Origin of the sequence: Methylobacterium sp. J-059 (assembly GCF_022829485.1) — a bacterium.
Classification (GTDB): domain Bacteria; phylum Pseudomonadota; class Alphaproteobacteria; order Rhizobiales; family Beijerinckiaceae; genus Methylobacterium.
The window spans coordinates 102010-126626 of the sequence record NZ_JAKSYA010000178.1 but is presented as its reverse complement, the minus strand read 5'-3'; the positions used below and the strand labels follow the sequence as shown (position 1 = coordinate 126626).

General features: G+C 73.5%; 23 protein-coding genes and 1 pseudogene. 10 read left to right on the top strand and 14 right to left on the bottom strand.

Translation table 11 applies throughout. From position 1 onward, the window contains the following. Positions 1–39: 39 nt before the first annotated feature. From metK to MKK55_RS27510, 5 genes are all read right to left on the bottom strand, one after another. Complete coding sequence (metK, locus tag MKK55_RS27530; RefSeq protein ID WP_147844288.1) at positions 40–1218, bottom strand: methionine adenosyltransferase; 1179 nt, start codon at positions 1216–1218, stop codon at positions 40–42. Between the two features lie 182 nt (positions 1219–1400). Further along, positions 1401–1805, bottom strand: coding sequence for a helix-turn-helix domain-containing protein (locus tag MKK55_RS27525; RefSeq protein WP_147729573.1), 405 nt, complete (start codon positions 1803–1805; stop codon positions 1401–1403). 270 nt (positions 1806–2075) lie between these two features. Beyond that, the gene (locus MKK55_RS27520; protein ID WP_243938806.1) at positions 2076–4433 is read right to left on the bottom strand and encodes a Tex family protein; all 2358 of its coding nucleotides are present in this window, start codon (positions 4431–4433) and stop codon (positions 2076–2078) included. 36 nt (positions 4434–4469) lie between these two features. Continuing rightward, positions 4470–5123 (bottom strand): chemotaxis protein CheB, encoded by a 654-nt coding sequence (locus MKK55_RS27515; protein ID WP_243938804.1) that lies wholly within the window; start codon positions 5121–5123, stop codon positions 4470–4472. Positions 5124–5220: 97 nt separating this feature from the next. Next, positions 5221–5784, bottom strand: coding sequence for a TspO/MBR family protein (locus MKK55_RS27510; protein WP_243938802.1), 564 nt, complete (start codon positions 5782–5784; stop codon positions 5221–5223). 190 nt (positions 5785–5974) lie between these two features. On the opposite strand from MKK55_RS27510, the gene MKK55_RS27505 reads away from it, so the two are divergent. The 3 genes from MKK55_RS27505 (at position 5975) to MKK55_RS27495 (ending at position 8449) form a co-directional block, all read left to right on the top strand. Next, a complete protein-coding gene (locus tag MKK55_RS27505; RefSeq protein ID WP_243938800.1) occupies positions 5975–7165 on the top strand; it encodes a trans-sulfuration enzyme family protein in 1191 nt (396 codons plus the stop codon). Between the two features lie 106 nt (positions 7166–7271). Next, the gene (locus MKK55_RS27500) at positions 7272–7766 is read left to right on the top strand and encodes a hypothetical protein (RefSeq protein WP_147844330.1); all 495 of its coding nucleotides are present in this window, start codon (positions 7272–7274) and stop codon (positions 7764–7766) included. An 8-nt stretch (positions 7767–7774) separates the two neighbouring features. Then, positions 7775–8449 (top strand): haloacid dehalogenase type II, encoded by a 675-nt coding sequence (locus MKK55_RS27495; protein ID WP_243938798.1) that lies wholly within the window; start codon positions 7775–7777, stop codon positions 8447–8449. A gap of 303 nt (positions 8450–8752) precedes the next feature. Here the strand turns inward: MKK55_RS27495 and MKK55_RS27490 are convergent, their stop codons facing one another. The 5 genes from MKK55_RS27490 to MKK55_RS27470 all read right to left on the bottom strand — a co-directional run bounded on the left by MKK55_RS27490 (position 8753) and on the right by MKK55_RS27470 (position 13856). Next, positions 8753–10510, bottom strand: coding sequence for a carbamoyltransferase (locus MKK55_RS27490; RefSeq protein WP_147860266.1), 1758 nt, complete (start codon positions 10508–10510; stop codon positions 8753–8755). Positions 10511–10554: 44 nt separating this feature from the next. Further along, positions 10555–10758, bottom strand: coding sequence for a hypothetical protein (locus tag MKK55_RS27485; RefSeq protein WP_147844666.1), 204 nt, complete (start codon positions 10756–10758; stop codon positions 10555–10557). A 169-nt stretch (positions 10759–10927) separates the two neighbouring features. Then, positions 10928–11161: a hypothetical protein gene (locus MKK55_RS27480; protein WP_147730013.1), complete on the bottom strand. Its 234-nt coding sequence runs from the start codon at positions 11159–11161 to the stop codon at positions 10928–10930. A 758-nt stretch (positions 11162–11919) separates the two neighbouring features. After that, positions 11920–12825: a helix-turn-helix domain-containing protein gene (locus MKK55_RS27475; RefSeq protein ID WP_243938796.1), complete on the bottom strand. Its 906-nt coding sequence runs from the start codon at positions 12823–12825 to the stop codon at positions 11920–11922. 146 nt (positions 12826–12971) lie between these two features. Continuing rightward, entirely contained in the window at positions 12972–13856 is an 885-nt protein-coding gene (locus MKK55_RS27470; RefSeq protein ID WP_243938794.1) for a TIGR01459 family HAD-type hydrolase, read from the bottom strand. 121 nt (positions 13857–13977) lie between these two features. Here MKK55_RS27470 and MKK55_RS27465 point away from each other — a divergent pair, with 121 nt between their 5' ends. Then, positions 13978–14235, top strand: a complete 258-nt coding sequence (locus MKK55_RS27465; protein WP_147729952.1) for a UPF0175 family protein — start codon at positions 13978–13980, stop codon at positions 14233–14235. A 157-nt stretch (positions 14236–14392) separates the two neighbouring features. Continuing rightward, positions 14393–14689 (top strand): annotated as a pseudogene (locus MKK55_RS29265) (DUF3368 domain-containing protein); the annotation flags it as partial. 88 nt (positions 14690–14777) lie between these two features. On the opposite strand, the gene MKK55_RS27455 reads toward MKK55_RS29265, so the two are convergent. Beyond that, positions 14778–16202, bottom strand: a complete 1425-nt coding sequence (locus MKK55_RS27455; RefSeq protein ID WP_243938842.1) for an EAL domain-containing protein — start codon at positions 16200–16202, stop codon at positions 14778–14780. A 312-nt stretch (positions 16203–16514) separates the two neighbouring features. Here MKK55_RS27455 and MKK55_RS27450 point away from each other — a divergent pair, with 312 nt between their 5' ends. Both MKK55_RS27450 and MKK55_RS27445 read left to right on the top strand, forming a co-directional pair. Beyond that, positions 16515–16733, top strand: a complete 219-nt coding sequence (locus MKK55_RS27450; RefSeq protein WP_147729049.1) for a heavy-metal-associated domain-containing protein — start codon at positions 16515–16517, stop codon at positions 16731–16733. A 198-nt stretch (positions 16734–16931) separates the two neighbouring features. After that, a complete protein-coding gene (locus MKK55_RS27445) occupies positions 16932–18605 on the top strand; it encodes a formate--tetrahydrofolate ligase (protein WP_243938792.1) in 1674 nt (557 codons plus the stop codon). A 123-nt stretch (positions 18606–18728) separates the two neighbouring features. Here MKK55_RS27445 and MKK55_RS27440 read toward each other — a convergent pair whose 3' ends face one another. Then, positions 18729–19499: a restriction endonuclease gene (locus MKK55_RS27440; RefSeq protein WP_147860280.1), complete on the bottom strand. Its 771-nt coding sequence runs from the start codon at positions 19497–19499 to the stop codon at positions 18729–18731. Positions 19500–19798: 299 nt separating this feature from the next. Beyond that, on the bottom strand, positions 19799–20290 hold the full coding sequence (locus MKK55_RS27435; RefSeq protein ID WP_279596385.1) for a MucR family transcriptional regulator: 492 nt from the start codon (positions 20288–20290) through the stop codon (positions 19799–19801). Between the two features lie 666 nt (positions 20291–20956). On the opposite strand from MKK55_RS27435, the gene MKK55_RS27430 reads away from it, so the two are divergent. Genes MKK55_RS27430 through MKK55_RS27420 form a run of 3 tightly spaced genes read left to right on the top strand, consistent with a single transcriptional unit; the run spans position 20957 to position 23976 of the window. Further along, positions 20957–23602 carry a bifunctional acetate--CoA ligase family protein/GNAT family N-acetyltransferase gene (locus tag MKK55_RS27430; protein ID WP_243938791.1) on the top strand — a complete coding sequence of 882 codons (2646 nt, stop codon included), beginning with the start codon at positions 20957–20959 and terminating at the stop codon, positions 23600–23602. A 12-nt stretch (positions 23603–23614) separates the two neighbouring features. Then, a complete protein-coding gene (locus tag MKK55_RS27425; protein ID WP_243938789.1) occupies positions 23615–23812 on the top strand; it encodes a hypothetical protein in 198 nt (65 codons plus the stop codon). Continuing rightward, complete coding sequence (locus tag MKK55_RS27420; RefSeq protein ID WP_243938787.1) at positions 23770–23976, top strand: helix-turn-helix domain-containing protein; 207 nt, start codon at positions 23770–23772, stop codon at positions 23974–23976. Before MKK55_RS27425 ends, MKK55_RS27420 begins: the two co-directional genes overlap by 43 nt. Positions 23977–24033: 57 nt before the next feature. Here MKK55_RS27420 and MKK55_RS27415 read toward each other — a convergent pair whose 3' ends face one another. Beyond that, complete coding sequence (locus tag MKK55_RS27415) at positions 24034–24567, bottom strand: Dps family protein (protein WP_147729700.1); 534 nt, start codon at positions 24565–24567, stop codon at positions 24034–24036. Positions 24568–24617 lie beyond the last annotated feature (50 nt).

The window sequence follows — 24617 nt, the reverse complement described above, 5'->3', positions numbered from 1 at the left end:
CGTTCGGGAGAGGGGGCCGCCGGCGCGGGGTCGAAACCCTTACGCCAGGGCCGACCTCAGCTTGTCGGCGAGGTCGGTGCGCTCCCAGGAGAAGCCGCCGTCGGCGTCCGGGGCGCGGCCGAAATGGCCGTAGGCCGAGGTGCGGGCGTAGATCGGCTTGTTGAGGCCGAGCGCCAGGCGGATGCCGCGGGGCGAGAGGTCGAGGGCGTCCATCAGCACGCCCTCCAGCTTGGCCTCGTCGACCTTGCCGGTGCCGTGCAGGTCGACGTAGATCGACAGCGGCTTGGCCACGCCGATGGCGTAGGCGAGCTGGATCGTGGCGCGCGAGGCGAGGCCGGCGGCGACGACGTTCTTGGCGAGGTAGCGCGCGGCATAGGCCGCCGAGCGGTCGACCTTGGTCGGGTCCTTGCCCGAGAAGGCGCCGCCGCCGTGGGGCGCCGCGCCGCCGTAGGTGTCGACGATGATCTTGCGGCCGGTGAGGCCGGCATCGCCGTCGGGGCCGCCGATGACGAACTTGCCGGTCGGGTTCACGTGCCAGACCGTGCCCTCGTTGATCCAGCCCTCGGGCAAGGCCGCGCGGATGTAGGGCTCGACGATGGCGCGCACGTCGGCCGAATCGAGCGACTCGTCCAGATGCTGGGTCGAGAGCACGATCTGCGTTGCCTCGACCGGGCGGCCGTTGGCGTAGCGCACCGTGACCTGGCTCTTGGCGTCGGGGCCGAGCTTGGCCGCGTCGCCCTGCTTGGCCTTGCGGGCGTCGGCGAGGTCCTTGAGGATCTTGTGGGCGTAGAAGATCGGGGCCGGCATCAGCTCCGGGGTCTCGTCGGCGGCGTAGCCGAACATGATGCCCTGGTCGCCCGCGCCCTCGTCCTTGTTGCCGGCCGCGTCCACGCCCTGGGCGATGTCGGCCGACTGGGCGTGCAGGTAGATCTGCACGTCGTTGTTCTTCCAGTGGAACCCGGACTGCTCGTAGCCGATATCCTTCACCGCCTCGCGAGACAGCGCCTCGAGGTCCTTGAAGGTCACCGAATCGGGGCCGCGGACCTCGCCGGCGATCACGACGCGGTTGGTCGTGGTCAGCGTCTCGACGCCGAGGCGGGCTTCCGGCATCGCGGCGATGTAGGCATCGACCACGGTGTCGGAGATCCGGTCGCTCACCTTGTCGGGGTGGCCCTCGGAGACGGATTCGCTCGTGAACAGGAAGTCCGAACGCGGCATCGTGAGAGCACCCCGGTTGACGGGTGCGCCTTCCTGATCGCGGCGCTTGACCCGGTTGTGAGGGCCGGAGTTCTGGCACCGGCTCCCGGCAGGGTCAAGGTGGAATGCCGAACGGATCCGTTATACCGTACGAAGCGGACGGCCAATCGGTCCGAAGGTGCTACCACAGGGACGTGGCGGCCTCAGCCGCTCAACTTGCGCTCGAGGGCCTGGACCGCGGCGGCGAGGTCGCGCCGCGTGTCGGCCGAGCAGTTCTCGGAGACGTGGCGGGCCACCATCTCGGCCACGCCCTGCCAGCCGGCGTCAAGCGGGCGCTGCGGCGTGTCGCCGAAACCCTCGACGGCGTGGTCCTCGTCCCGGGGCATCCCGTTGAAGAAGTGGTCCAGCGGCACGCCGGTCATGCGCGAGAAGATGTCGAGATGGATCGCGCTGATGCGGTTGGTGCCCTTCTCGTACTTCTGCAGCTGCGCCGCGGACATGCCGAAGCTCTGGGCGACGCGGCGCTGGGTCAACGACGCCTTGCGCCGTTGTTCCGCGATGCGTTGCCCGACATAAACGTCCCGTTGATCCGTCTTCTGGCCTGCCATCACTCGTCTCGCGTGCGCGCCCCCAAGGACGCGGAATCGTCGACCATCCGCGACCTCGCCCTGCGCAAGCTTAGCTGCCGGCGCACGGCTTGTCACCCTCATAACCCGTTGGCTCTCCAGCGGTATCCGCCTGCATGGATGCCGCCGCGATCGCACCGCCGGCCAAGCTCGGCCGTTCTCCGATCCGCTCTACGAGAATTCCGTTGCCGCGGCAACGGTTTCGCGGGGCCGGCGTCCCGCGGGCCTCCCATCCCGTGCGGGCCTCCCATCTCAGGAACGTCCGCGTCCCTGCGCGGTCGCCGCCCGGCGCAACGCGTCGGCGAGGGCCCCCCCCGATTCCGGCGCCGGCGCGGCGGCGGATCGCGGCGCGGGCCCGCGCGTCGACGCCGCACGCTCCTGGCGTGCCTGGTCTTGGCGCCCCTGCTCGCGGCGCGCCGGCCGCTCGCCGTCTTCCGCGCGCATGCTCAGGGCGATGCGCTTCCGCGCCGGGTCGACCTCGACGACGCGGACCTGCACCACGTCGCCGGGCTTCACCACCTCGCGCGGGTCCTTCACGAAGCGGTCGGCGAGCACCGAGATGTGCACCAGCCCGTCCTGATGCACCCCGACGTCGACGAAGGCGCCGAACGCGGCCACGTTGGTGACGACGCCCTCGAGCCGCATGCCGGGCTTCAGGTCCGCGATCGTCTCGACGCCGTCCTGGAAGGTCGCGGTGCGGAAGGCCGGGCGCGGGTCGCGGCCGGGCTTCTCGAGCTCGGCGATGATGTCGCCGATCGTCGGCAGGCCGAAGGTGGCGTCGACGAATGCCCGCGGGTTCAGCGCCCTGAGCACGCCCCCGTTGCCGATCAGGGCGCCGATCGGCTGGCCGGTGGCGGCCAGGATCTTCTTCACCACCGGATAGGCCTCCGGGTGCACGCCGGAGGCGTCGAGCGGATCGCTGCCGCCGCGAATCCGCAGGAAGCCGGCGGCGAGCTCGTAGGCCTTCGGCCCGAGGCCGGCGACCTTCCTCAGCGCGGCGCGCGAGCGGAACGGGCCGTTGGCGTCGCGGTGCACGACGATGTTGGCCGCCACCCGCTCGCTCAGCCCCGAGACGCGGGCGAGCAGCGGCGCGGAGGCCACGTTGACGTCGACGCCGACGCCGTTGACGCAATCCTCCACCACCGCGTCGAGCGAGCGCGACAGCTTCCCCTCGGCAAGATCGTGCTGGTACTGCCCGACGCCGATCGCCCGCGGCTCGATCTTCACGAGCTCGGCCAGCGGGTCCTGCAGCCGCCGCGCGATCGAGACCGCGCCGCGCAGGGTCACGTCGAGGCCCGGCAGCTCGGCCGAGGCGTAGGCCGAGGCCGAGTAAACCGAGGCGCCGGCCTCCGAGACCATCACCTTGGTCAGCGTCAGCTCCGGGTGCTTGCCCAGCAGCTCGGCGGCCAGCCTGTCGGTCTCGCGCGAGGCGGTGCCGTTGCCGATGGCGATCAGCTCGACCCGATGCGCGCGGCACAGCTTGGCCAGCGTCGCCAGGGCGCCGTTCCAGTCGCGCCGCGGCTCGTGCGGGAAGATCGCGTCGGTGGCCACGACCTTGCCGGTGGCGTCGACCACCGCGACCTTCACGCCGCTGCGGAAGCCCGGATCGAGCCCGAGCGTCGGCCGCGCGCCGGCGGGCGCGGCCAGCAGCAGGTCGCGCAGGTTGCCGGCGAAGACCGAGATCGCGCCGGCCTCCGCCACCGCCCAGAGCCGGGCCCGCAGGTCCGTGTCGATCGCCGGCTTCAGCTTGGTCCGCCAGGTCTTGCGCACCGTCTCGGCGAGGAAGCGGTCGCCCGGCCGTCCGCGCTCGGCGATCCCGAAGGCCTCGGCGATGCCGAAGGTCTGGGCGATCCGCGCCTCCTGCCAGGCCGGCCGGCCGGGCGGCGGCGTCTCGGCGTCGGTGAGGTCGAGGTCGAGCACCTCCTCCTTCTCGCCGCGGAACAGCGCCAGGATCCGGTGCGAGGGCAGGCGGGTGAGCGGCTCCTCGAACGAAAAGTAGTCGGCAAACTTCTGCCCGCCCTCGGCCTTGCCCTTGCGCACCGAGGCGCGCATCTGCCCGCGCCGCCAGGTCTCCTCGCGCAGGCCGCCGACCAGCTCGGCATCCTCGCCGAAGCGCTCGATCAGGATCGCGCGGGCGCCCTCCAGGGTCGCCTCGACGTCGGGGAAGCCGTCCTTGCCCGAGAAGCTCTTCGCCGCTTGCTCGGGGGCCTGGTCCGGCCGCGCCAGCAGCACCTCGGCGAGCGGCCCGAGCCCGGCCTCGCGGGCGATCTGCGCCTTGGTGCGGCGCTTGACCTTGAACGGCGCGTAGAGGTCCTCGAGCCGCGCCTTGGTCTCGGCCGCCGCGATCTTCCGGGCGAGGTCCGCATCGAGCTTGCCGAGGGACCGGATCGCGTCCTGCACGGCGGCGCGGCGCTCCTCGAGGTCGCGCAGGTAGCCGAGGCGCTCCTCCAGGGTGCGCAGCTGCGCGTCGTCCAGCGCCCCGGTCGCCTCCTTGCGGTAGCGGGCGACGAACGGCACCGTCGCGCCGCCGTCGAGGAGGTCGACCGCCGCCCTCACCTGCGCCTCGGCGACGCCGAGCTCGGTGGCGATGCGCTGCGTGATGCCGATCATCCGGTCGCGTCCTGCAGATGGCGTGGGGCGCGGTGTCTAACCCGGATGGGGGAGGGGGGCCAGAGCGGGCGGGGCCGGCGCGCGGGCCGGCTCCGCCTGCGGCGCCGCCTCCCCCGCGATCCCCGGAGGATCGTCCGCAGCGATCGTCCTCGGGCTGCCGATCGTGGCGATCGGGCCGTCGCGAGCGATCGCGCTCTCGGGCATGCCGTGGCGGGGCGGCGGCTCGGGCGTGAGCACCATGGTGAGCCCGCCGGCGCGATGGATCGCGGCGAGCCCGCGGGCGCCGCCGTCGAGGGAGCCGGACAGCACCACGCCGATCATCCGCCCGCGGCCGTGCCGGGCCACGGAATGGAAGAGCAGGTCGACCGTGCGGTTGCCGTGCAGCCGCATCGGGTCGGCGACGATCTCGCCGAAGCTGCGGTCGGCCAGGATCGGGTGCCGGGCCGGCTCGCCGATGTCGATGCGGCCCGGCCCGAAGCGTTCGCCCGCGTCCGCGATCAGGACCGGGTGCGGGCAGGCCTGCGCCAGGATCGCGCGGAGGTGGCTCGGCCGGTCCCAGGGGCGGAGCAGCACGAGGAGGACGGCCCGGAGCGGTGCCGGGAGGGCGACGAGGAGCGCCCGGATGTCGCGAAGGCCCTCGGCCCCGGAGGCGCCGACGGCGACGAACCGGGGCCGGTCACCGGCGGGCATGGGCGCGCGGCAGCATCGGGCCGGGCCCGGGCGCCACGCCGGACGGCGAGGATTTTTTGGCCCCACGGTCCGGGGCGTGGGGTGCCGGCGCGCCGCGTCAGTTCAGCCGCCAGATCGCCGCGTTGAGCAGGGACGCGAAGGCGACCCAGGCGGCGTAGGGCAGCAGCAGGGCCGCCGCGATCCGGTCGATCCGCCAGCTCAGGCGGATCGTCCACAGGATCATCACGAGGAGGGCCACCACCACCACCAGGCCGGCACCCAGCGCGTGGCGGGCGAAGAACACCGGCGTCCAGGCGGCGTTGAGCGCGAGCTGCACGCCGAAGGCGGCGATCGCCAGCCACCAGCCCCGGCGCGACGGGCCGGTGGCCGGGCGGGCGCCGAGCAGGCGCCAAGCTGAGACGACCATCAGCACGTCGAGGATCGTCCAGGCGATCGGGAAGGCCGCGTTCGGCGGGTTGAAGGCGGGCTTGGCGAGGCCGGCGTACCACCCGTCGATCTCGGGGGCCGTCGACAGCCCGCCGATGAGCGAGGTCGCCCCCACCGGCAGGATCGCGGCGGGCAGGCGCAGCCACCAGGGAAGGGCCGGGCGGATCGGAACCCGCGTCGGCGAGGCTTGCGTGGAAGAGGCTTGCGTGGACGCGGCGCGGCTGGCGGTCTGCATGGACGAAACCCGACGGGGCCTCGGAGGCGGCCCCGGCCCGGATCGTGGCAGCCGCGGCGTTCGGAGGCTATAGGAAACCCGCGCGTCTTCCTCCCCTCGTGCGGGGAAGGGACGATGAAGGGAAGGGACGCGGCGCGAGCCGAATCCGGACCGCCGAACGATCTCCCGCCACGCAACATCGGACGCGGCCATGACCTCACGCAACCCGACGGACGACGCCGACCCTCGCGCCGCCGGATGGTCGAAGCGGACGCTCGCCGCCCAGGCGATGGGGCATGTCGAGCCGGTGACCCGCGCGGTGGTGGCGCCGCTGCACGTCTCGACCACCTTCATCCGCGACCCCGACAACGGCTATTCCTCCGGCTTCTCCTACGCGCGGCCCGACAACGCGACGGTGCGCGAGGCGGAAGCCGTGCTGGCGATGCTGGAGGAGGCGCCGGCCGCGATGCTGTTCGGCTCCGGCATGGCGGCGGCGACGGCGGTGTTCGGCGCGCTGGAGCCCGGCGACCACGTGGTCGCGCCGGCGGTGATGTACTGGGCCCTCAAGCGCTGGCTGCGCGAGGAGGCGCCGCGGCGCCGGCTCGACCTCGATTTCGTGGCGATGGACGACCTCGACGCCCTGCGCGCCGCGATGCGGCCGGGCCGGACCAAGCTCGTCTGGATCGAGACCCCCGGCAACCCGCTCTGGACGGTCACCGACATCGCCGCCGCGGCCGAGATCGCGCATGGGGCCGGGGCGCGGCTGGCGGTCGACTCCACCGTCGCCTCGCCGTTCCACACCCGGCCGCTGCGGCTCGGCGCCGACCTCGTCATGCATTCCGGCACCAAGATCCTGAACGGCCATTCCGACGTGATCGCCGGCGTGCTCGCCACCGCCGCCCGCGACGCCGCCTGGACCCGGATCGGCGCGATCCGCGCGAGCGGCGGCGCGATCCTCGGGCCGTTCGAGGCCTACCTCTTGATGCGGAGCCTGCGCACCTTCCCCCTGCGCGCCGCCGCGCAATCGGCCGGCGCCCTCGACCTCGCGGGCCGCCTCGCCCGGCACGCCCACGTCGCCCGGGTGCTCTATCCGGGGCTCCCCGAGGATCCGGGCCACGCGGTCGCTGCGCGGCAGATGGACCAGGGGTTCGGGGCGATGCTGTCGATCCGGGTGGCCGGGGGCGAGGCCGCGGCGATCGCCACCGCCGCGCGCGTGCGCCTGTGGAAGCGCGCGACCTCGCTCGGCGGCGTCGAGAGCCTGATCGAGCACCGCGCCTCGGTCGAGGGACCGGGCACGCCGTGCCCGCCCGACCTGCTGCGCCTCTCGACCGGGCTCGAGGACGCCGACGACCTGTTCGCCGACCTCGACGCGGCGCTCCGGGCCGCCCACGCGGGCCCCTGAGCGCGGCGGCCTCGGATTCCTGTCCCGCGGGCGGGACCCTCCGGCGTGCCGCGCGTTGTGCCTCACAGCTTCCGAGCATCCCACGCCGAGAGACGACGAGCGGACCATGACGACACGCATCCTTGCCGGCGCCGCGCTCACCGGGGCCCTGGCGCTCGCCCTCCTCGCCGCACCGGCGGCCTCCACCGCCGCGCGGGCCGACACGGTCCCGAACCTCGACATCAAGAAGACCTGCCAGTCGGCGAGCCGGGCCAACGTCAGCGTCAGCGACAACGCCAACATCGAGGGCTGCCTGCGCTCCGAGCGGGACGCGAAGAAGGAGGCCGAGCGCCGCTGGGGCGACTACACGCCCTCGGCCAAGCGCCAGTGCGAGGACCAGTACAAGGCCGGCGGCTACCCGTCCTACGTCGAGATGGTGACCTGCCTCGAGCTCGCCAGCGGCACGGTGCCGACCCAGCCGAATTCCGGCGGCACCGCCACCGGCGGTCCCGGCGCGCCGGGCGGCAAGGCGGCCCCGCAGGAAGCGGGAAGCCAGAACCTCACGCGCGAGCCGGCCGCGAGCCAGCGCACCAACCCGATCGAGGTGCTCGAGAAGAAGTAGCGCCCGCGATGTCGGAAAGACCGCTTCTCGCCGGCCGCCGCGCCGTGGTGTTCGACGCCTACGGCACCCTGTTCGACGTGCATTCGGCGGTGCAGCGCCATGCCGACGCCGTCGGGCCGGCGGCGGCGCGGCTGTCGGAGCTGTGGCGGGTGAAGCAGCTCGAATACAGCTGGACCCTGTCGCTGATCGGCCGCACCGCCCCGTTCTGGCAGCTCACCGAGCGGGCCCTGGACTTCGCCCTGGCGAGCCACCCGGACGTCGACGCGGGCCTGCGCGACCGGCTGCTCGACGCCTATCGCGACCTCGACGCCTACGGGGAGGTGCCGGGCGTGCTGGAGCGCCTGCGCGCGCGCGGCCTGTCCACCGCCATCCTCTCCAACGGCGACGACGCCATGCTCGGCCGCTCGGTCGCCTCGGCCGGCCTCGCGTCCGGCCTCGACGCAGTGCTCTCGGCCGACGCGGCCGGCGTCTTCAAGACCCATCCGCGCGCCTACGCCGTGGCGCTCGACGCCCTCGGCGTGCCCGCCGAGGCGGTGCTGTTCTGCTCCTCGAACCGCTGGGACATCGCCGGCGCCACCGCCTTCGGCTTCGCCTGCGCCTGGATCAACCGCATGGGGAAGCCGGACGAGTACGCCGACCTCGCGCCGGTGGCGGTGCTGTCGGATCTCGCGGGCTTGTTCTGAGGCGGGGCGTCGGCTCCCCCATCTCACCTGGATCGCATGGGGTGCGGGTTCCCCTCTCCCCGCACGCGGGAAGAGGCCCGGCCGCACCTCGTCGTGCAGCCGGGAAGCACAGGCGAAGCCAGAGCGATGGTGAGGGGAAGGCACCGGACGAGGCTCCGCCGTCGAAGCCCCCTCACCGTCGGCTGCCGCCTCGCCGCGCCGACGACGGGGTCGTCGCGGCCCTCTCCCCGCGTGCGGGGCGAGGGGATGCGCGCGGGGCGCACCGCCATGGTCCTGTAAGGCTCCCGCGCGCCTCCCGACCCCTCACTTCACCACGATCCAGTCCTCCACCACCAGGGCGTCGAGGCCGGTGGTGGTGAACATCAGGATCGCGTCCTCCGCCGTGTGGAGGATCGGCTTGCCCATCACGTTGAAGCTGGTGTTGAGCAGGATCGGCACGCCGGTGATCTCGGCGAAGGCGGCGATCAGCGCGGCGTAGGCCGGGTTGCGCGCCGGCGTCACGCTCTGGAGCCGGCCGGTGCCGTCGGCGTGCACCACCGCCGGGACCTGGTCGCGCTTGGATTCGCGCCAGACCAGGGTGCGCTCCATGTACGGGCTGTCGGCGTAGGCCTCGAACCAGTCGGGGCCGGCCTCGGCCAGGATCGAGGGGGCGAAGGGCCGGAAGGCCTCGCGGTACTTCACCTTGGCGTTGAGCGCGTCCTTCGCGCCCGCCGGCCGCGGGTCGGCGAGGATCGAGCGGTTGCCGAGCGAGCGCGGGCCGAACTCGGCCCGGCCCTGGACCCAGCCGACGAGGCCGCCGGCCGCGAGGATCCGCGCCGCCTCCCGGGTCGCCGCCGCATGGCCGACCTTGCGCGCGCGCGGCTCCCACTCGGCCAGCCGCTCCATCGGCGCGGTCGAGACGCGCGAGCCGAGATAGGGGGTGAGCGGGCGCGCCTCCGGCGCCGGCCCGGTCCAGCCCGGGTTGTCGGCGGCGTAGGCGAGCCAGGCCGCGCCGACGGCGTTGCCGTCGTCGCCCGGCGCGGACGGCACGTGCAGGCGGGAAAAGCTCGAGCGCTCGAGCACCCGCCCGTTGTAGGAGGAGTTGAGGCCGCAGCCGCCGGCGATCACCAGGTTCTCGTGCGGGCTGAGCGCCCAGGCCTCGGCGACGAGGATGTCCATCAACTCCGAAAACACCTCTTGGCCGCTCCTGGCGAGATCGGCCCAGCCGGCCTCGCCGAGATCGGCCGGGCGGCGGCTCAGGATCGTCGCGACCACGTCGCGCACGGTGGCGTCGTCGGTGAACTTCAGGCGGCCGCCCTCCGCCGTGTACAGGCGGCGCAGCTGCGCGACGAGCGCGGGATCGGAGCGGCCGTAGGGCGCGAGCCCCATGATCTTCCATTCCTCGCCCTTGAGCTGGTCGAAGCCGGCGAGGTCCGTGACGAGCCCGTAGAGGAAGCCGACCGAGCCGCGGCCGCGGTGGCGCCGCACCTCGGCGATGCGGCCCGCCTCCATCCGGTAGAGCGCGGCCGCGCCGGTCTCGCCCATGCCGTCGACGATCACCGCGGTCGCGTCCGAGAACGGGCTGCCCCACAGGGCGTAGGCGGCGTGGGTGAGGTGGTGGGGGAAGCGGTCCTGCCGCACGATCCGCGCGCGCGCCGCGCCGCCGCGGCCCCGCGTCTCCTGGTCGAGGGCCAGCAGCGTGCCATAGCCGGCGCGCGCCTGGGCGATCGCCATCTCGGCCACGAAGATGCGCTCGGCGCGCTCGGGCACGAACGAGCGGTTGAGCACCGGCGCGTGCCGGCCCAGGGCTTCGAGGGTGAAGGCGCCGGTGCGCCCCTGCCCCTCGAGGAACTCGGTGAATTGCTGGCCCCAGGTCGAGGCGACGACGAGCTCGGAGCCTTCCGGCACGAGCTCGGCGAGCAGCCCGACCATGCGGGTGGCCGGGTCCGGCTCGCAGTTCGGGGCGCGCTTGTATTGCAGGAAGCGCTCGGCGCCCTCGGCGAACAGGACCGTGCCGTCGGGCCCGATCAGCGCGAGCGCCGGGTCGTGGAAGGTGGTGGCGAGGCCGAGATAATACCGCATCGCGGATCGGGTTAGCGCCGCGGCGCCGACCCGGCAACCTCCCGTCAGGCGCGCTGCGCCCGCTCCAGCCGGCGGGCGAGGCGGGTCGCGCCGTAGACCTCGCCGAGGCGCCGGCGGGCGGCGTGGACGGGAGGCGCCTCGCGCTCGGCATGGGCGGCGGCGATCACCCGCAGCGTCGCGGCGACGGAGCGCTCCAGGCGCTGCTCGTCGTGGGCCTTCACGGCGCGGGCCGGCACGGATTCGGTCATCGGGATGCCCCCTCGTGGTCCCGCCCTCGTCCGGACGGCGACCGTCGGCGACAGCATCCGGGGCGGGCTGGGCCGCAAGATGGCAGCTTGGCCGTAACCTGGCCGCTTGGCCCCGAGTCGGCCGCTCGATCATAAGGTGGCGGCTTGGCCGCGGGAGCCGCCGCCGGCCTCAGGGCGCGGCGGAGGCCTCCTGCGCCCGCACGACCTCGCGGGCGGTGTCGAGCACGATCCGGCGGTCCGCGTCGCTGCGGATCGCGTCCCACAGCGTCAGCAGCTCCCGGGTTTCCTGGGCCGGGCAGCCGCCCTCCCGGGTGCTCACCAGCTCCTCGACGGTGCAGCCCAGGGCCGTGGCGATGCGCTTCAGCGTCTGAGCGGTGCGCTCCGACGGCAGGAGTTCTGTCATGCGTCGATCTCGATGGGGCATCGGCATCACGCGGCCCGGCGTGCGCGGGACGGCGCGGAAGGCCGGCATGCGGCAGGCCGGGTCGGGCGCTGGCCCGCGCCCGGGCGACCCGGCCGGTGCGCGGGTTGCATCGTGCGCCGGCCGCGGGGGGCCATGGCGGCGCCTGCGGTCGGACCGGGCGTCGTCACGGCCGCATCGCGATCCGCCGGCGGACGAGCCGGGATCGTCTTGCGGGTGCAGGCATCGTTGTTCGCAAGATCCAGCATGCGGGTTCCCGTGCGACGCGCTCGAGGTGCGTAGGATAATCGATCTATGAGTTACAGTGTATTTTGAATAAATACCTTACAAAGACCGTTCGCTATATATTCGGCAGCTCCGATCCGGCGACGATGCAGGATTTGGACCTGCCCTCGAGACCGCCGATCGATGAGAGACCGGATATCGAATCCAAAATGGGATCGAAGTTGCACTCACATACGTTGGTATCCGATTTTAAACTAGAAGTGTCAAATTCGCGCGATATTTATACTGTCTTGCGCTATATTGATAGCCAGCCCGGATAGGGCCCCGGCGCTCGGCCGGCAGGCATCCGCATCCGCATCCGCATCCGCATCCGGGCCCGCGGCCGAAGCGCCGCGGGCCCCTCACCGCCCGGGGCGCATTCAGCGCGGCCGGCCGGCGTCGCGCCGCGTCTCGGACGGCGCGCAGCCGTACAGCCGCCGGTAGCGCTGCCCGAAATCGCTCATGTGGACGAACCCTCACCGCGCCGCGACCTCGGAGATCGAGAGCGTCGCGCCGCCGCGCGCGGTCAGGTCGTGGTGGACCTTCCGCAGGCGGCGATCGATGATGAACTGCACCGGCGTCTGCCCGATCGCCTGCCGGAACCTGTCCTGCAGCGAGCGGACGCTGATCCCGGCCGCGGCCGCGATGTCGGCCAGCGTCAGCGGGTCGGACAGGTGCGCCTCGATGTAGTCGAGGGCGGCGCGGACGCGCCGGAGCGGCACGTCCTGGCTCTCCTGCGGCGCCGGCATGTCCCGCTTCGGCCAGACCGAGAGCAGCTGGTAGCTCAGGATCTCCTGGATCAACGGGACGATTAGGTTCCCGCGCCGGCTCGGTCCGTGGCTGTGCGCATGGATCTGCCGCAGGGTGCAGAACAACATCTGCACGCCGGGGGTCGTCATCGCGGCGATCGGCGCGAGCGGCGCGAAGCCGCGGTCGCCGCCGCCCGTCAGCGCCGCATTGGCGGCCGTCAGGGCCGCGACCGGGATCGTCCCGCTGATGGCGCCGAACCCGCTCGAGGCCTGGACCTCGCGCAGGTCCTCGAAGCCGACCAGCGTGGCGTGGGAGGGCAGGCCGATGGCCTCGCCGGCCCGGTAGCGGTAGGCGATGCTGCCGCTCGTGACGAAGCGGATGGTCACGAGGTCGGCGTCGAATTTCGGCTTGGTGACGAATCCGCTCGCCGAGGCGGTCTCCCACAGGCTGAAGGTCTCGCTCTGGCTGCCGGCGATGCGGATGTCGGGCGCCGCCGAGCGCAGGATGTCGAAGTTGACGGCGATGCCGCCGCGATCGTTGAACAGCTGGAGCTGCCGCAGCGAGCCGATGCGCGCGACGATGCGGTCCTGGGAGCGCCAGGCCGCCGGATCGCGCTGGGCGAGACCGCTCATCCGAGGGGCCTGACCGATCGGGGCGGCGTGGAAGCGGGGCGGCGCATCGTCGGGCAACTCGAAGTGGGGATCGGCTGTGCCGCCGGGGCGATCGACCGCCCCGAAACCGCGCGCCGCCGTGCGCGGGCCGTGCCGCGGCCGGCGGGCTACCAGGCGAGCCGCTCGATCACCGCGTCGGGCTGCACCGGCTGGCGCGCGAGCCAGGCGGCGACGTCGCCGAGGGTGTGGTGGGCGGCCGAGACGCCGAGCTCCTCGGCGTGGATGCCGCGGGCGACGAGCAGGCTGGCGATGCCGAACCCGCGCGCGCCGGCGATGTCGGTGCGGATCGCGTCGCCCACCGCCAGGACGCGGGCGGGATCGGGCGCGGCGCCCGCGTCGAGGCCGGCGGCGAGCGCGAGCGCGGCCTCGTAGACCGGCCGGTGCGGCTTGCCGGCATAGGTCACCGCGCCGCCGATCGCGGCATAGGCCTCGGCCAGCAGGCCGGCGCAGGGGATGAGCAGGCCGTCGCGCTCGACCACGAGGTCGGGGTTGGCGCAGATCATCGGCACGTCGCGGGCCCTCAGCGCGGCCAGCGTCGCCCGGTAATCCTCGGCCGTCTCGGTGGCGTCGTCGAACAGGCCGGTGTTGACCACGAGATCGCAGGCGTCGGCCGGCACCAGCGTGAGGTCGAGCCCCTCGAAGATCGGGCCGTCACGCTCCGGGCCGAGATGGTGGATCCGCGCGCCCGGCCGCCGGGCGATCAGCCCGCGGGTGAGGTCGCCCGAGGTCAGGATCGCGTCGTAGGCGGCGCGCGGCACGCCGTAGCCGTCGAGGATGCGCTGCACGCCGGCCCAGGGGCGGGGCGCGTTCGAGACCAGCACCACCCGGCGCGGGCGCGGGCCGGGCCGCTCGCGGAAGGCGATCAGCGCCGCGCCGGCGGCGGTGTGGGCGCGGGTGCCGTCGTGCAGCACGCCCCAGACGTCGCACAGGATCAGGTCGTAGGCATCCGCGATGCCGGACAGGCCGGGCAGCGTCGGGATCGGATCGGGCATCGGCGGTCTCGGGCGGATCTGTCGGGGAAGGCGCCGGCCGGGTTAGGCGCGCCGGCCGGGGTTGGCAATCGCGCGGGGCTTTGCGGGATCGGGCGACCCGGCGTAGCCTCGCGGCGGGAACGTGACGGTCCCGATTCCCGACGACCTCGCCCGCCGCCTCGCCGCGGATGGCGGCGACCTCGCGCGCCGCGCGCTGGAGGCCTTCGCGGTCGAGGAGTTTCGCGCCGGGCGGCTGACGCCCCCCGAGTTGCGCACGCTGCTCGGGTTCGGCACCCGTGCGGCGCTCGACGCCTTCCTCAAGGCCCGCAACGTCTTCGTCGACTACGACCTCACCGACCTGGACGACGACCGCCGCGATCTCGACCGCCTCGGCCTGTGATCCGTTGCGTGCCGTCGCCGATGCCGGGCCGATCCATTATCTCGTGCTGATCGACCTTATCGCGGTGCTGCCGACGCTGCTGGCCGGGGTCGCGATCCCCGACACGGTATGCCGGGAGTTGCGCCATCCCGAAGCTCCCGCGGCCGTGCGACGCTGGATGTCGGCGCCGCCGGCCTGGCCCGCGGTCGAGCCCGATCCGGTCGGGTCGGACCCGTCGCTCGGGCCACTGGATGCCGGGGAATGGGAAGCCATCCGGCTGGCGACGGCGCTCGGGGCGGACCTGATCCTCATGGATGGCCGTGCCGGCGTCGCCGCCGCCCGGGCCAGGGGGGTCGCCGTCACGGGCACGCTCGGCATCGTCGACCTCGCCGTGCGCCGCGGCCTCCTCGATGTGCTCGACGCCGTCTCACGGCTCCGGGCGACCAATTTCCGCTGCCGCCCGGCGCTGTTCGAGGCCCTGCTCGCCCGGCATCCTCGCCCCTGGCACGGCTTCCCCCCGATCTGCCATCCCGAAGGGACCCTCCGGATCGGGTACGACCCCTCTAGCTCGCCCGGCGCAGGAAGGCCCGGAACGGGCGGCGCTCCGGCGTCGGCTCGGGCGGGTCGTCCGGGGTCGGGGGGGCGGAGGGGACCGGCGGGGCCTGCGCGGCGAGCACGTCGGCCCGCACCGGGCGCGGCGGGGCGAAGACCGGCCCCTGCGCGAACGGCACGTCGAGGTCGATCAGGTCGGGCACGTCGGATTCGGCCGCGACGTCGGTCGCGACCAGGCGGATGCCGGCCCGCGCGAGCGCGGTGACGAGGTCCTCGATCGCGATGTCCGACAGGCTGCGCCGGGCCGGGCCGGGACGCAGCAGCAGGCCGGCGGGGACCTTGACCTGGCCGACGCCGTAGCCCGCCAGCGCCGCGGCGTCGAAGCGCAGGTCCGCCGGCCGGTCGAGGGTGAAGCCGACCCGGCCCTTGAGCGCGGCGACGGCGCCGGCCTGCTCGGCGTCGAGGTTGCGCCAGCTCGCCTGCGGCAGGGCGACGACGAGTCGGCCGGCCAGGGCCGGCTCGGCCGCGACCAGCCGCGCGATCCCGCGCAGGAACCCGGGCTCGTAGAGCGAGAGCGGCGACAGGCCGTAGGCCACCGCCGCCTCGCTGCCGCGGCCGACGAGGTGGCGGGCGATGGTGGCGACCCGCTGCAGCATGCGCCGGTCGAGCTCGGTCGAGCGGCCGTGCCGCTCCAGCACCGGCAGGAACGCCTCCGGCGTCAGCACCGCGCCGGCGAGCCTCAGGCGGGCCAGGGCCTCGTAGGACGCGACCTTGCGCTGCGGCAGCGTCACCAGCGGCTGGAGGTGGACCTCGAGGCCGTCGCCGTCGAAGGCCGCGATCACCGCCTCGTCCTCGGTCGAGCCCCGGGCGGCCGCGTCCGCCCGGGGCAGGGCGCGCGGCGGGAAGAGGCGCGGCACCGGCATCGGCGCCCGCTCGGGCTCCGGCGCCGCGGGCGGCACGTAGGCCGGCGGCTGAACCGAGGCGGGCGGCGGCGCGTAGGCGGGGGCCGGCGCGTAGGCGGGGGCCGATGCGAAGGTTGGGGCCGGCGGCGGTTCCGGGGCGGGCGCCGGCTTCGAGGCGGCCAGGTCGGCGGCCTGCTGCTTCAGCCGCGCGACCTCGCCGTCCTGCGTGCCGACCACGGCCGCGAGGTCGCGCACGATGCCGCTGAGCAGGCCGATCTCGACGGTCAGCTCCTCGACGTCGCGGGGCAGCCCGGCCTGCGCCGGATCGGCCCGGCCGGCCGCCTCGGCCTTGAGCAGGCGCTTCGACAGGGTGTCGAGCTCGGCCGAGAGCTTGTCGCAGCGTGCCTTCAGCCCGCTCGCACGGGCATGGGCCGCGAGCGCGCCGAACGCGGCGAGCCCCCCGAGCGCGAGCGCGCCGACCGTGGGCATCAGGGCGGCGAGCGGCGCGAGCGCAACGAGGCCGAGCAGACCCATCGACCACAGGCCCGCATGCCGGCCGATCCTCCGGGCTGTGGGTCGGTTCGCCACGGGTGCCTTCTTGCCTGGATTCGGGGGGGGAGCCCGGGCCTGCCTGATCGGGGCCGCGGAGCCCTTTTGTCGCCGAGGGCCCGCGGAGCCGCAAGCGCGCAGGTGAGCCGGCGCGGCGGTTTTCCGCGAGTGTGACATCCGGAAGTTTTTTCGCCCGCTTGCGGCTTCGCGCGCCCAATCCTCGCCCTGCTCCGCCCTTGCCGCGCCCGGCCCGGCGCCCGAGATCGGTGGCAGGCGATCGATCGACGGAGCGACGGCATGGACGCGCAGGGCGAACTTCTGATGCGGGTCGAGGGCATGACCTGCGGCGGGTGCGAGGCGTCGGTGCGCCGCATCGTCCAGCGGATCGATCCGGCGGCGGAGGTCGCGGTCGACCGGGCGCACGAGCGCGTCGCGATCCGGACCTCGGCCCAGAGCCTCGTGCTGGCCGAGGCGCTGACCAAGGCCGGCTACACCGCCACCGCGATGACCGGCTGAAGGCGCGCCAAATCGAATTTGTCGGCGCAGCGAATAATTTCGACGCGCTTTTCGACCGGAGCTGACGCAAAATGTCGGAATCGGCCGGGCGTTGCGCTTGGTCTTGCGCCTGTCGCACGGCACAACGCCGGCTTGAACGGACGTCGCGGACAAAACCGGACGCCACACGACGCCCTCGTGCCAAAGGTTGAGGAAACCATGCCCTCCGACATCGAGATCGCCCGCGCGGCGACGTTGCAGCCGATCGCGCAGGTCGCCGAGAAGCTCGGCATCCCCGACGACGCCCTGCACAATTACGGCAAGCACATCGCCAAGCTCGATCACGGCTTCATCGGCGGGCTCGAGGGCAAGCCCGAGGGCAAGCTGATCCTCGTCACCGCGATCTCGCCGACGCCGGCGGGCGAGGGCAAGACCACGACGACGGTCGGCCTCGGCGACGCGCTGAACCGCATCGGCCGGAAGACCATGATCTGCCTGCGCGAGCCCTCGCTCGGGCCCTGCTTCGGCATGAAGGGCGGCGCGGCCGGCGGCGGCAAGGCCCAGGTCGTGCCGATGGAGCAGATCAACCTGCACTTCACCGGCGACTTCCACGCCATCACCTCGGCGCACGCGCTCGCCGCGGCGCTGATCGACAACCACGTCTACTGGGCCAACGAGCTCAACATCGACGTGCGCCGCATCCACTGGCGCCGGGTCGTCGACATGAACGACCGGGCGCTGCGCGCGATCACCCAGTCGCTCGGCGGCGTCGCCAACGGGTTTCCGCGGGAAGACGGCTTCGACATCACCGTGGCCTCCGAGGTCATGGCGGTGTTCTGCCTCGCCAAGGACCTCGCCGACCTCGAGGAGCGCCTCGGCCGCATCGTCGTCGCCGAGACCCGCGACCGCAAGCTCGTGACCCTGAAGGACATCAAGGCCACCGGCGCGATGACGGTGCTGCTGAAGGACGCGCTGCAGCCGAACCTGGTGCAGACGCTGGAGGGCAACCCGGCGCTGATCCACGGCGGCCCCTTCGCCAACATCGCCCACGGCTGCAACTCGGTGATCGCCACCCGCGCCGGCCTCAGGCTCGCCGACTACACCGTGACGGAAGCCGGCTTCGGCGCCGACCTCGGCGCGGAGAAGTTCCTGGACATCAAGTGCCGGCAGGCCGGCCTGTCGCCGTCCGCGGTGGTCATCGTCGCCACGGTGCGGGCGCTGAAGATGCACGGCGGGGTCAACAAGAAGGACCTCGGGGCCGAGAACGTCGACGCCCTCGAGAAGGGGTTCGCCAACCTGGCGCGCCACGTCGCCAACGTGCGCGGCTTCGGCCTGCCGGTGGTGGTGGCGGTCAACCACTTCCACGCCGACACCGATGCCGAGCACGCCAAGCTGCGCGACCTCTGTCGCGAACGCCTCGACGTCGAGGCGATCACCTGCAAGCACTGGGCGGAGGGCGGCGCCGGCGCCGAGGCCCTGGCCCATGCGGTGGTGGCGCTCTCCCAGGGCGCGCCGAAGCCGATCGCCTACACCTACGAGGCCGAGGCCAAGCTGTCGGACAAGGTCAAGGCGATCGCGACCAAGCTCTACGGCGCCGCCGACATCCAGATCGAGTCCAAGGCGGCGGGCAAGCTCGCCACCTTCGAGAAGGACGGCTACGGCCACCTGCCGGTCTGCATGGCCAAGACCCAATACTCGTTCTCGACCGACCCGACCCTGATCGGCGCCCCCGAGGGCCACGTGGTCGCGGTGCGCGACGTGCGCCTCTCGGCCGGGGCCGGCTTCGTCGTGGTGATCTGCGGAGAGATCATGACCATGCCGGGCCTGCCGCGGGTGCCGGCCGCCGACACGATCCGCCTCGACGCGAACGGCCAGATCGACGGGCTGTTCTAGGGGCGCACGCGCCGCGTCTTTCCCTCCCCCGCACCCAAGTCGGGCCTGCCCGACTTGGGCACACGGGGTGCGGACTTCGGGCAAGCCCGAGATCCGTCGGGGGAGGGAAGAGGAGAAGAGCCGTCAGCCCCGCGCGGCCAGGACGGTCCGCATCGGGCGCAGGTCGTCGAGATCGTCGTGGTGCAGCAGCAGCACGTCGGTGGCGGCGGCGAGCTTGCGGGCGGCGGGGGTGAAGCCGGCATTCGTGACCACGGCGGCCATGTCGCCGGACCAGTAGCGGGCGGCGGCGGCCGCCTCCTGCACCGCGGCGTTGCCGACCGGGCGGCCGTAGCGCTTGCACTGCACGACGAGGCGGGTGCGGCCCTGCTCGGCGACGATGTCGGCGCCCTGGTCGCCGCTCGCCGGGGTCGGGTGCGTGCGCCAGCCGGCGCGCTCGAGCCGCGCGGCGCAGAACCGCTCGTAGGGCACGCCCTCCTCGGGCGCCGCGTCGTCCTCGGGCAGGTCCACCGCCTCGGCCACCGCCTCGACGATGGACAGGATCGTGTCCGCCCGCGCCGCGCACAGGTCCGCGAAGCCGCGCGCGGTCAGGTCCGGCACCACGGTGCGCGCGACGAAGTAGTCGCGCTCGCGCAGCCAGCCGTCGACGATGCGGTTGCCGTAGGCGTCGACGAAGCTTTCCTGCCGGCGGCGCAGGGCGAGCGTCCGGGCGTGGCGGCGGGCGAGCTTGCGCACCCGGGCGCGGAAGCGCCGGGGCCGCCCGAGATGGCGCAGCAGGACGAGGCCGAGCGCCGCGCCCGAGAGCAGGAGGCCGCCGCGCCCGTACCGGAGCGACAGGCCGCCGCCGACCACCGCGATCCAGAACAGGCGGGCGACGAGGCTGGGCTGGCCGGGCATGAACGACGCCTCACGCGGCCGGCCCCACCGGCCGGCTCCTCGCCGACAGCCATCGCACCCGGCGATGCCCGATCCCTGAATCGGCCCGGCGAGCGCCGCGGAAAGCTGTGGATTTCCCGAGGGCGGGCGCCCGCGAGTGGATCGCGTCGCGCTGTCCGGCTCCCCCTCCCGGAGGAGAGGGCCGGGGCGAGGGGCATGACCCACCCGGACGGGTCGTGCCCCGCAACCCGCCCGTCTCCCATGGGGGACGGGACGCGGGTTCTGCCGGGCCCGACCGGGCGATCGGAAGGACCCGGCGATCAGCCCTCGGCGGCGCTGCGGCCTCGGCTGCGGCGCGGGGCCGGAGCGACGGCCGCCTCGGGCGCGGCCTTGCCGCGGGTCTTGCGACGCTGCTGGCCGAGGCCCATCGTCTTGGCGAGCTCGGAGCGGGCGGCGGCGTAGTTCGGCGCGACCATCGGGTAGTCGGCCGCCAAGTTCCACTTGGTGCGATACGCGTCGGGGGTCATGTCGTAGCGCGTGCGCAGGTGGCGCTTCAGCGACTTGAACTTCTTCCCGTCCTCCAGGCAGATGATGAAGTCCGGCGTGACCGAGCGCTTGATCGAGACCGCGGGCGTCGGCGGCTCGACCTTCTCGGCGGCGGCGCCGTTCCCCAGCTGGGCCAGCGTCGTGTGCACCGAGACGATGAGCCCGTTCAATTCCGGGACCGGAACGGAATTCTTGCTCACGAAGGCCGACACGATCTCTGCCGCCAGAGCGATGTAATCCGGTTCCATGCCGTTGTCGTTCATCATCGATCGTTCCCCGGTCCGACTTCCCTCGACACGTCCGACGTCAACGCAGCCCAAGGGTTGGGAAATTTTCAGCTGACGCCAGCTTGTTCAGGCAAGGCGGCTATGATGTCTAACATCTCAACGCAATGCGCAAGGTCTGTTTCCGTTCGATTAAACTTGATGGAAAGGCTTCCAACACAAAAAAACGAGTGTAGCGCCGCACTCGGAGTCCAGTCCGACCCCCTGCGGCGCTGGTGTCCAATGGCGGAGCCGGTCGTCGAGACGGCCGGAGCCTTCGCGGATTCGGTATTAGTCGCCTGCTTTTCCGTCCCGGCGCGCCAATACCCTCTTTCGATTCCGGCCTCGGGCTTGAAAACTTCGTTGTGTCCGCAACGAGATCGCGAGCGATCCTGCGCGGGCGGCGGCGGAGCGGCCAGGGCCTGCCGGTGCTCCCGAGCCGCCGGTCCGCGCGGCCGCACCCGCGCGACCGGTCGTGCCGCCGCGCGCGCCGACATGAGGACTTGCCCTGGCGCGGGTTGCTCTGTTGAAGAGGCGGGCGCACCGGACGATCGGCCCGCCCCCGTCGATTCGCGACCGGGCGGGCAGACGAGAAGGATCGCATGATGCCGATGGACCAGCCGTGACCGCCTTCCGCCGGGCGGCCGGCCCCCCGCTCGGAGGCCCCGCGTGAGCACCTACCGCTTCGAGGCCCTGCTCACCCCGCGCTCGGTCGCCGTGGTCGGCGCCGGCGCCCGCGCCGGCTCGCTCGGGCGCGCGGTGTTCGACAAGATCCGCGCGGGCGGCTTTCCCGGGCCGGTCCACCCGGTCCACCCGCAGGATGCCGAGGCCGACGGCGTGCCCTGCGTGGCGCGGATCGCCGACCTGCCGGCGGTGCCCGACCTCGCCGTGGTGGCGAGCCCGCCCGAGAGCATCCCCGGGATCGTCGCGGAGGCCGGGCGGGCGGGCGTGCGCGCCGCGATCCTGCTCACCGCCGGCCTCGGCACCGAGCCGGACGATCCCGGCCCGCGCGCGGCGCGGATCGCGCGGGAGCACGGCCTGCGCCTGCTCGGGCCCGACAGCGCCGGCCTCGCGGTGCCGGGCCACCGGCTCGACGCCAGCCTGCTCGCCCGCGCGCCGCGGGCGGGCGACCTCGCCCTGGTCTCGCAATCGGGCACGGTCGCCGGGGCGATCGTCGAGTGGGGCGCCCGGCACGGGGCCGGGTTCTCGGCGGTGATGGCGCTCGGCAGCGCCTGCGACGTCGACATCGCCGACTGCCTCGACCACTTCGCCAACTGCCTGCGCACCCGGGCGATCCTGCTGTGCCTCGACGGGGTGTCGGACGCCCGCCGCTTCATGTCCGCCGCCCGCGCCGCCGCGCGCACCAAGCCGGTGGTGATCCTGCGCGCCGGCCGCCATGCCCGCGACGGGCGGAACCCCGAGACCCATACCGGCGCCCTGGCCCGGCCCGACGCGGTCTACGCCGCCGCGTTCCGCCGGGCGGGCCTGCTCGCGGTCGAGGATCTCGACGCGATGTTCTCGGCCGCCGAGACCCTGTCGCACCAGCGCCCGTTCGCGGGCAAGCGCCTCGCGATCCTCACCAACGGCCGCGGCATCGGCCTGCTCGCCGCCGACCGGCTCGCCGACCGCGGCGGCGTCCCGGCGGACGGGCCGGTGGTCGATCTCGGCATCACCGCCGACGGGCCGGCCTACGCCGCCGCCCTCGCGCCGATGCTGGCCGACCATGCCGGCGACGCGGTGCTGACGGTCCACGTCCCCACCGCCCGCTCGGACGCGGCCGCGGTGGCGCAGGCCGTCGCCGACACGGTGACGCGGGCGCGGCGCGGGCAGGCGCGCAAGAAGCCGGTCTTCGCGGTGTCCCACGGCGAGGCGGCCGCGGCGATCCTGGCCGGCGCCGGCATCCCGCACTTCGCCACCGATTCCGAGGCGATCGAGGGATTCCTGCACCTGGTGCGCTACCGCGAGGCGCAGGACGACCTGATGCGCACGCCGGATTCGCTGCCGCGCGACTTCTCGCCCGACACCGCGGCCGCCGAGGCGATCGTCGCCGCCGCCCTGCGGCAGGGGGCGGCGTGGCTCGATCCGGTCGCGGTCGCCGGCCTGCTCGCGGCCTACGGCATCGAGACCGTGCCGCTTACGCTCGCCCCCGACATCGACGCGGCGGCGGCGGCCGCCTGGACGATCATCGCCGCCGGCGGCACGGTGGCGCTGAAGGTCGTCTCGCCCGACGTGGTGCACAAGTCCGACATCGGCGGCGTCCACCTCGACCTCACCAGCGAGCAGGACGTCCGCGACGCCGCGCGGAAGATCCTGGTGCGCGCCCGGCGCGAGCGGCCCGATGCCCGGGTCACGGGGTTCGCCGTGCAGCCGATGGTGCGCAAGGGCCAGCGCCGCGAGCTGATCGCGGGGCTCGCCGAGGATCCGGTCTTCGGGCCCGTGGTGGTGTTCGGCCGCGGCGGCACGGCGGTGGAGGTGATCGACGACCGGGCCCTCGGCCTGCCGCCCCTCGACCTCGCGCTCGCCGACGACCTCATCGGCCGCACCCGCGTCGCCCGGCGGCTCGCCGCCTATCGCGACGTGCCGGCGGTCGACCGCGGCGCGATCGCGCTGACGCTGGTGAAGCTCGCCCAGCTCGCCGCCGACCTGCCGGACGTGCGCGAGCTCGACATCAACCCGCTGCTCGCCGACGCCGACGGCGTCGTCGCCCTCGACGCCCGGGTGCGCCTGCGCGCCAGCCCGCGCCGGGCCGGCGGCCATCCGCGCTTCGCGATCCGGCCCTATCCCGCCGAATGGGTGCGGGCGCTGACGCTGAAGGGCCGGGCGATCGCCGTGCGCCCGGTGCGGCCCGAGGACGAGCCGCTGTTCCGGGCCTTCTTCGCCACGATCGACCCGGAGGACGTGCGGCTGCGCTTCTTCGCCCCGGTGCGCGACTTCAGCCACGCCTTCCTCGCCCGCCTGACCCAGCTCGACTACGCCCGCGCCATCGCCTTCGTCGCCCTCGACGAGACCGAGGCGGGCGCCGGCGAGGGGGCGAAGCGCATGCTCGGGGCGGTGCGCCTGCACGCCAACGCCGACGGCACCAGCGGCGAGTATGCGATCCTCGTCCGCTCCGAGGCCCGCGGCACCGGCCTCGCGCTCGCCCTGATGCGGCTCATGCTCGACTGGGCGCGCTCGGAGGGCATCGGCACCGTCGAGGGCACGGTGCTCGCCGAGAACCGCGCGATGCTCGCCGTGTGCCGCCGCCTCGGCTTCTCGCAGAGCCGCGACCCGGACGACGTCGGCGTGGTGAAGGTGCGGCTGGGGTTGCGGGGGTGAGGGGAGACGGCCATGACTCGCACATCGGCTCGGACATCGCTGACGGACCTCCTCGCGTCGCCGCCGGACATCGACCGCGCGCGCATCCTGGCGACGACGGAAGCGGAGATCCGCGCGCAGGCCGTCGCCGACGGCGACGACCCCGATGCGGAGGCCGAGGGCTACCGGTGGTTCCGCCTCCCCACGACCTGCGGCGGACCCTGGGCCTGACGCAGGCCGCTTTCGCCGCCCTGCTCCGGGTTCCGATCGGGACGGTGCGGAACTGGGAACAGGGCCGCACGCCGCCTGATCCCGCGGCGCGCACGCGGCTGACCCTGGTGGCCGCAGATCCCGCCCATGCGCTGCGGGTGCTCGGGACGCCGCGGGCGCCATGAAAAAAGCCCCGCCTCCTCATCGGAAGCGGGGCCGCGTCTCGCGTCACGCGATACGGCTCAGTGGCCGCCCTCGGTGGCGTTGCGGGTCGACTCGTAGAGGAACCAGGTGCGCTCCTCGGACTGGTCGATCCACTCCTCGAGCAGCGAGGTGGTCGAGACGTCGTTGGCCTCGTCGGTGACCTCGTGCAGCTCGCGCATGTTGGCGGTGAGCGTCTTGTTGTCGTCGCGCAGTTCGCGCAGCATGTCGAGCGGCGAGACGTACTCCGCGTCGTTGTCGGCGACGCGGGTCAGCGACTTCGCCTGGCCCAGCGACTTCAGCGCGGTGCCGCCGATCTTGCGGGCGCGCTCGGCCACGTCGTCGATGATCGCGAAGATCTGCTCGCCCTGCTCGTCGAGCAGCAGGTGGTAGTCGCGGAAGTTCGGGCCGCTCATGTGCCAGTGGAAGTTCTTGGTCTTGATGTAGAGCGCGAACAGGTCCGAGGTCAGGACCGCGAGGCCCTCGGCGATCTTCTTGGTGTCGGCCGGGTCGAGGTCGGTCGGGGTGTTGAGGCGATCGCTCTCGATGCGGGTGATGGGCTTGGCCTTCGCCATGGTGGTCGCTCCGTTTGGGTCTGTCGGGGGCGAACGCCGGGCGGCCGCCG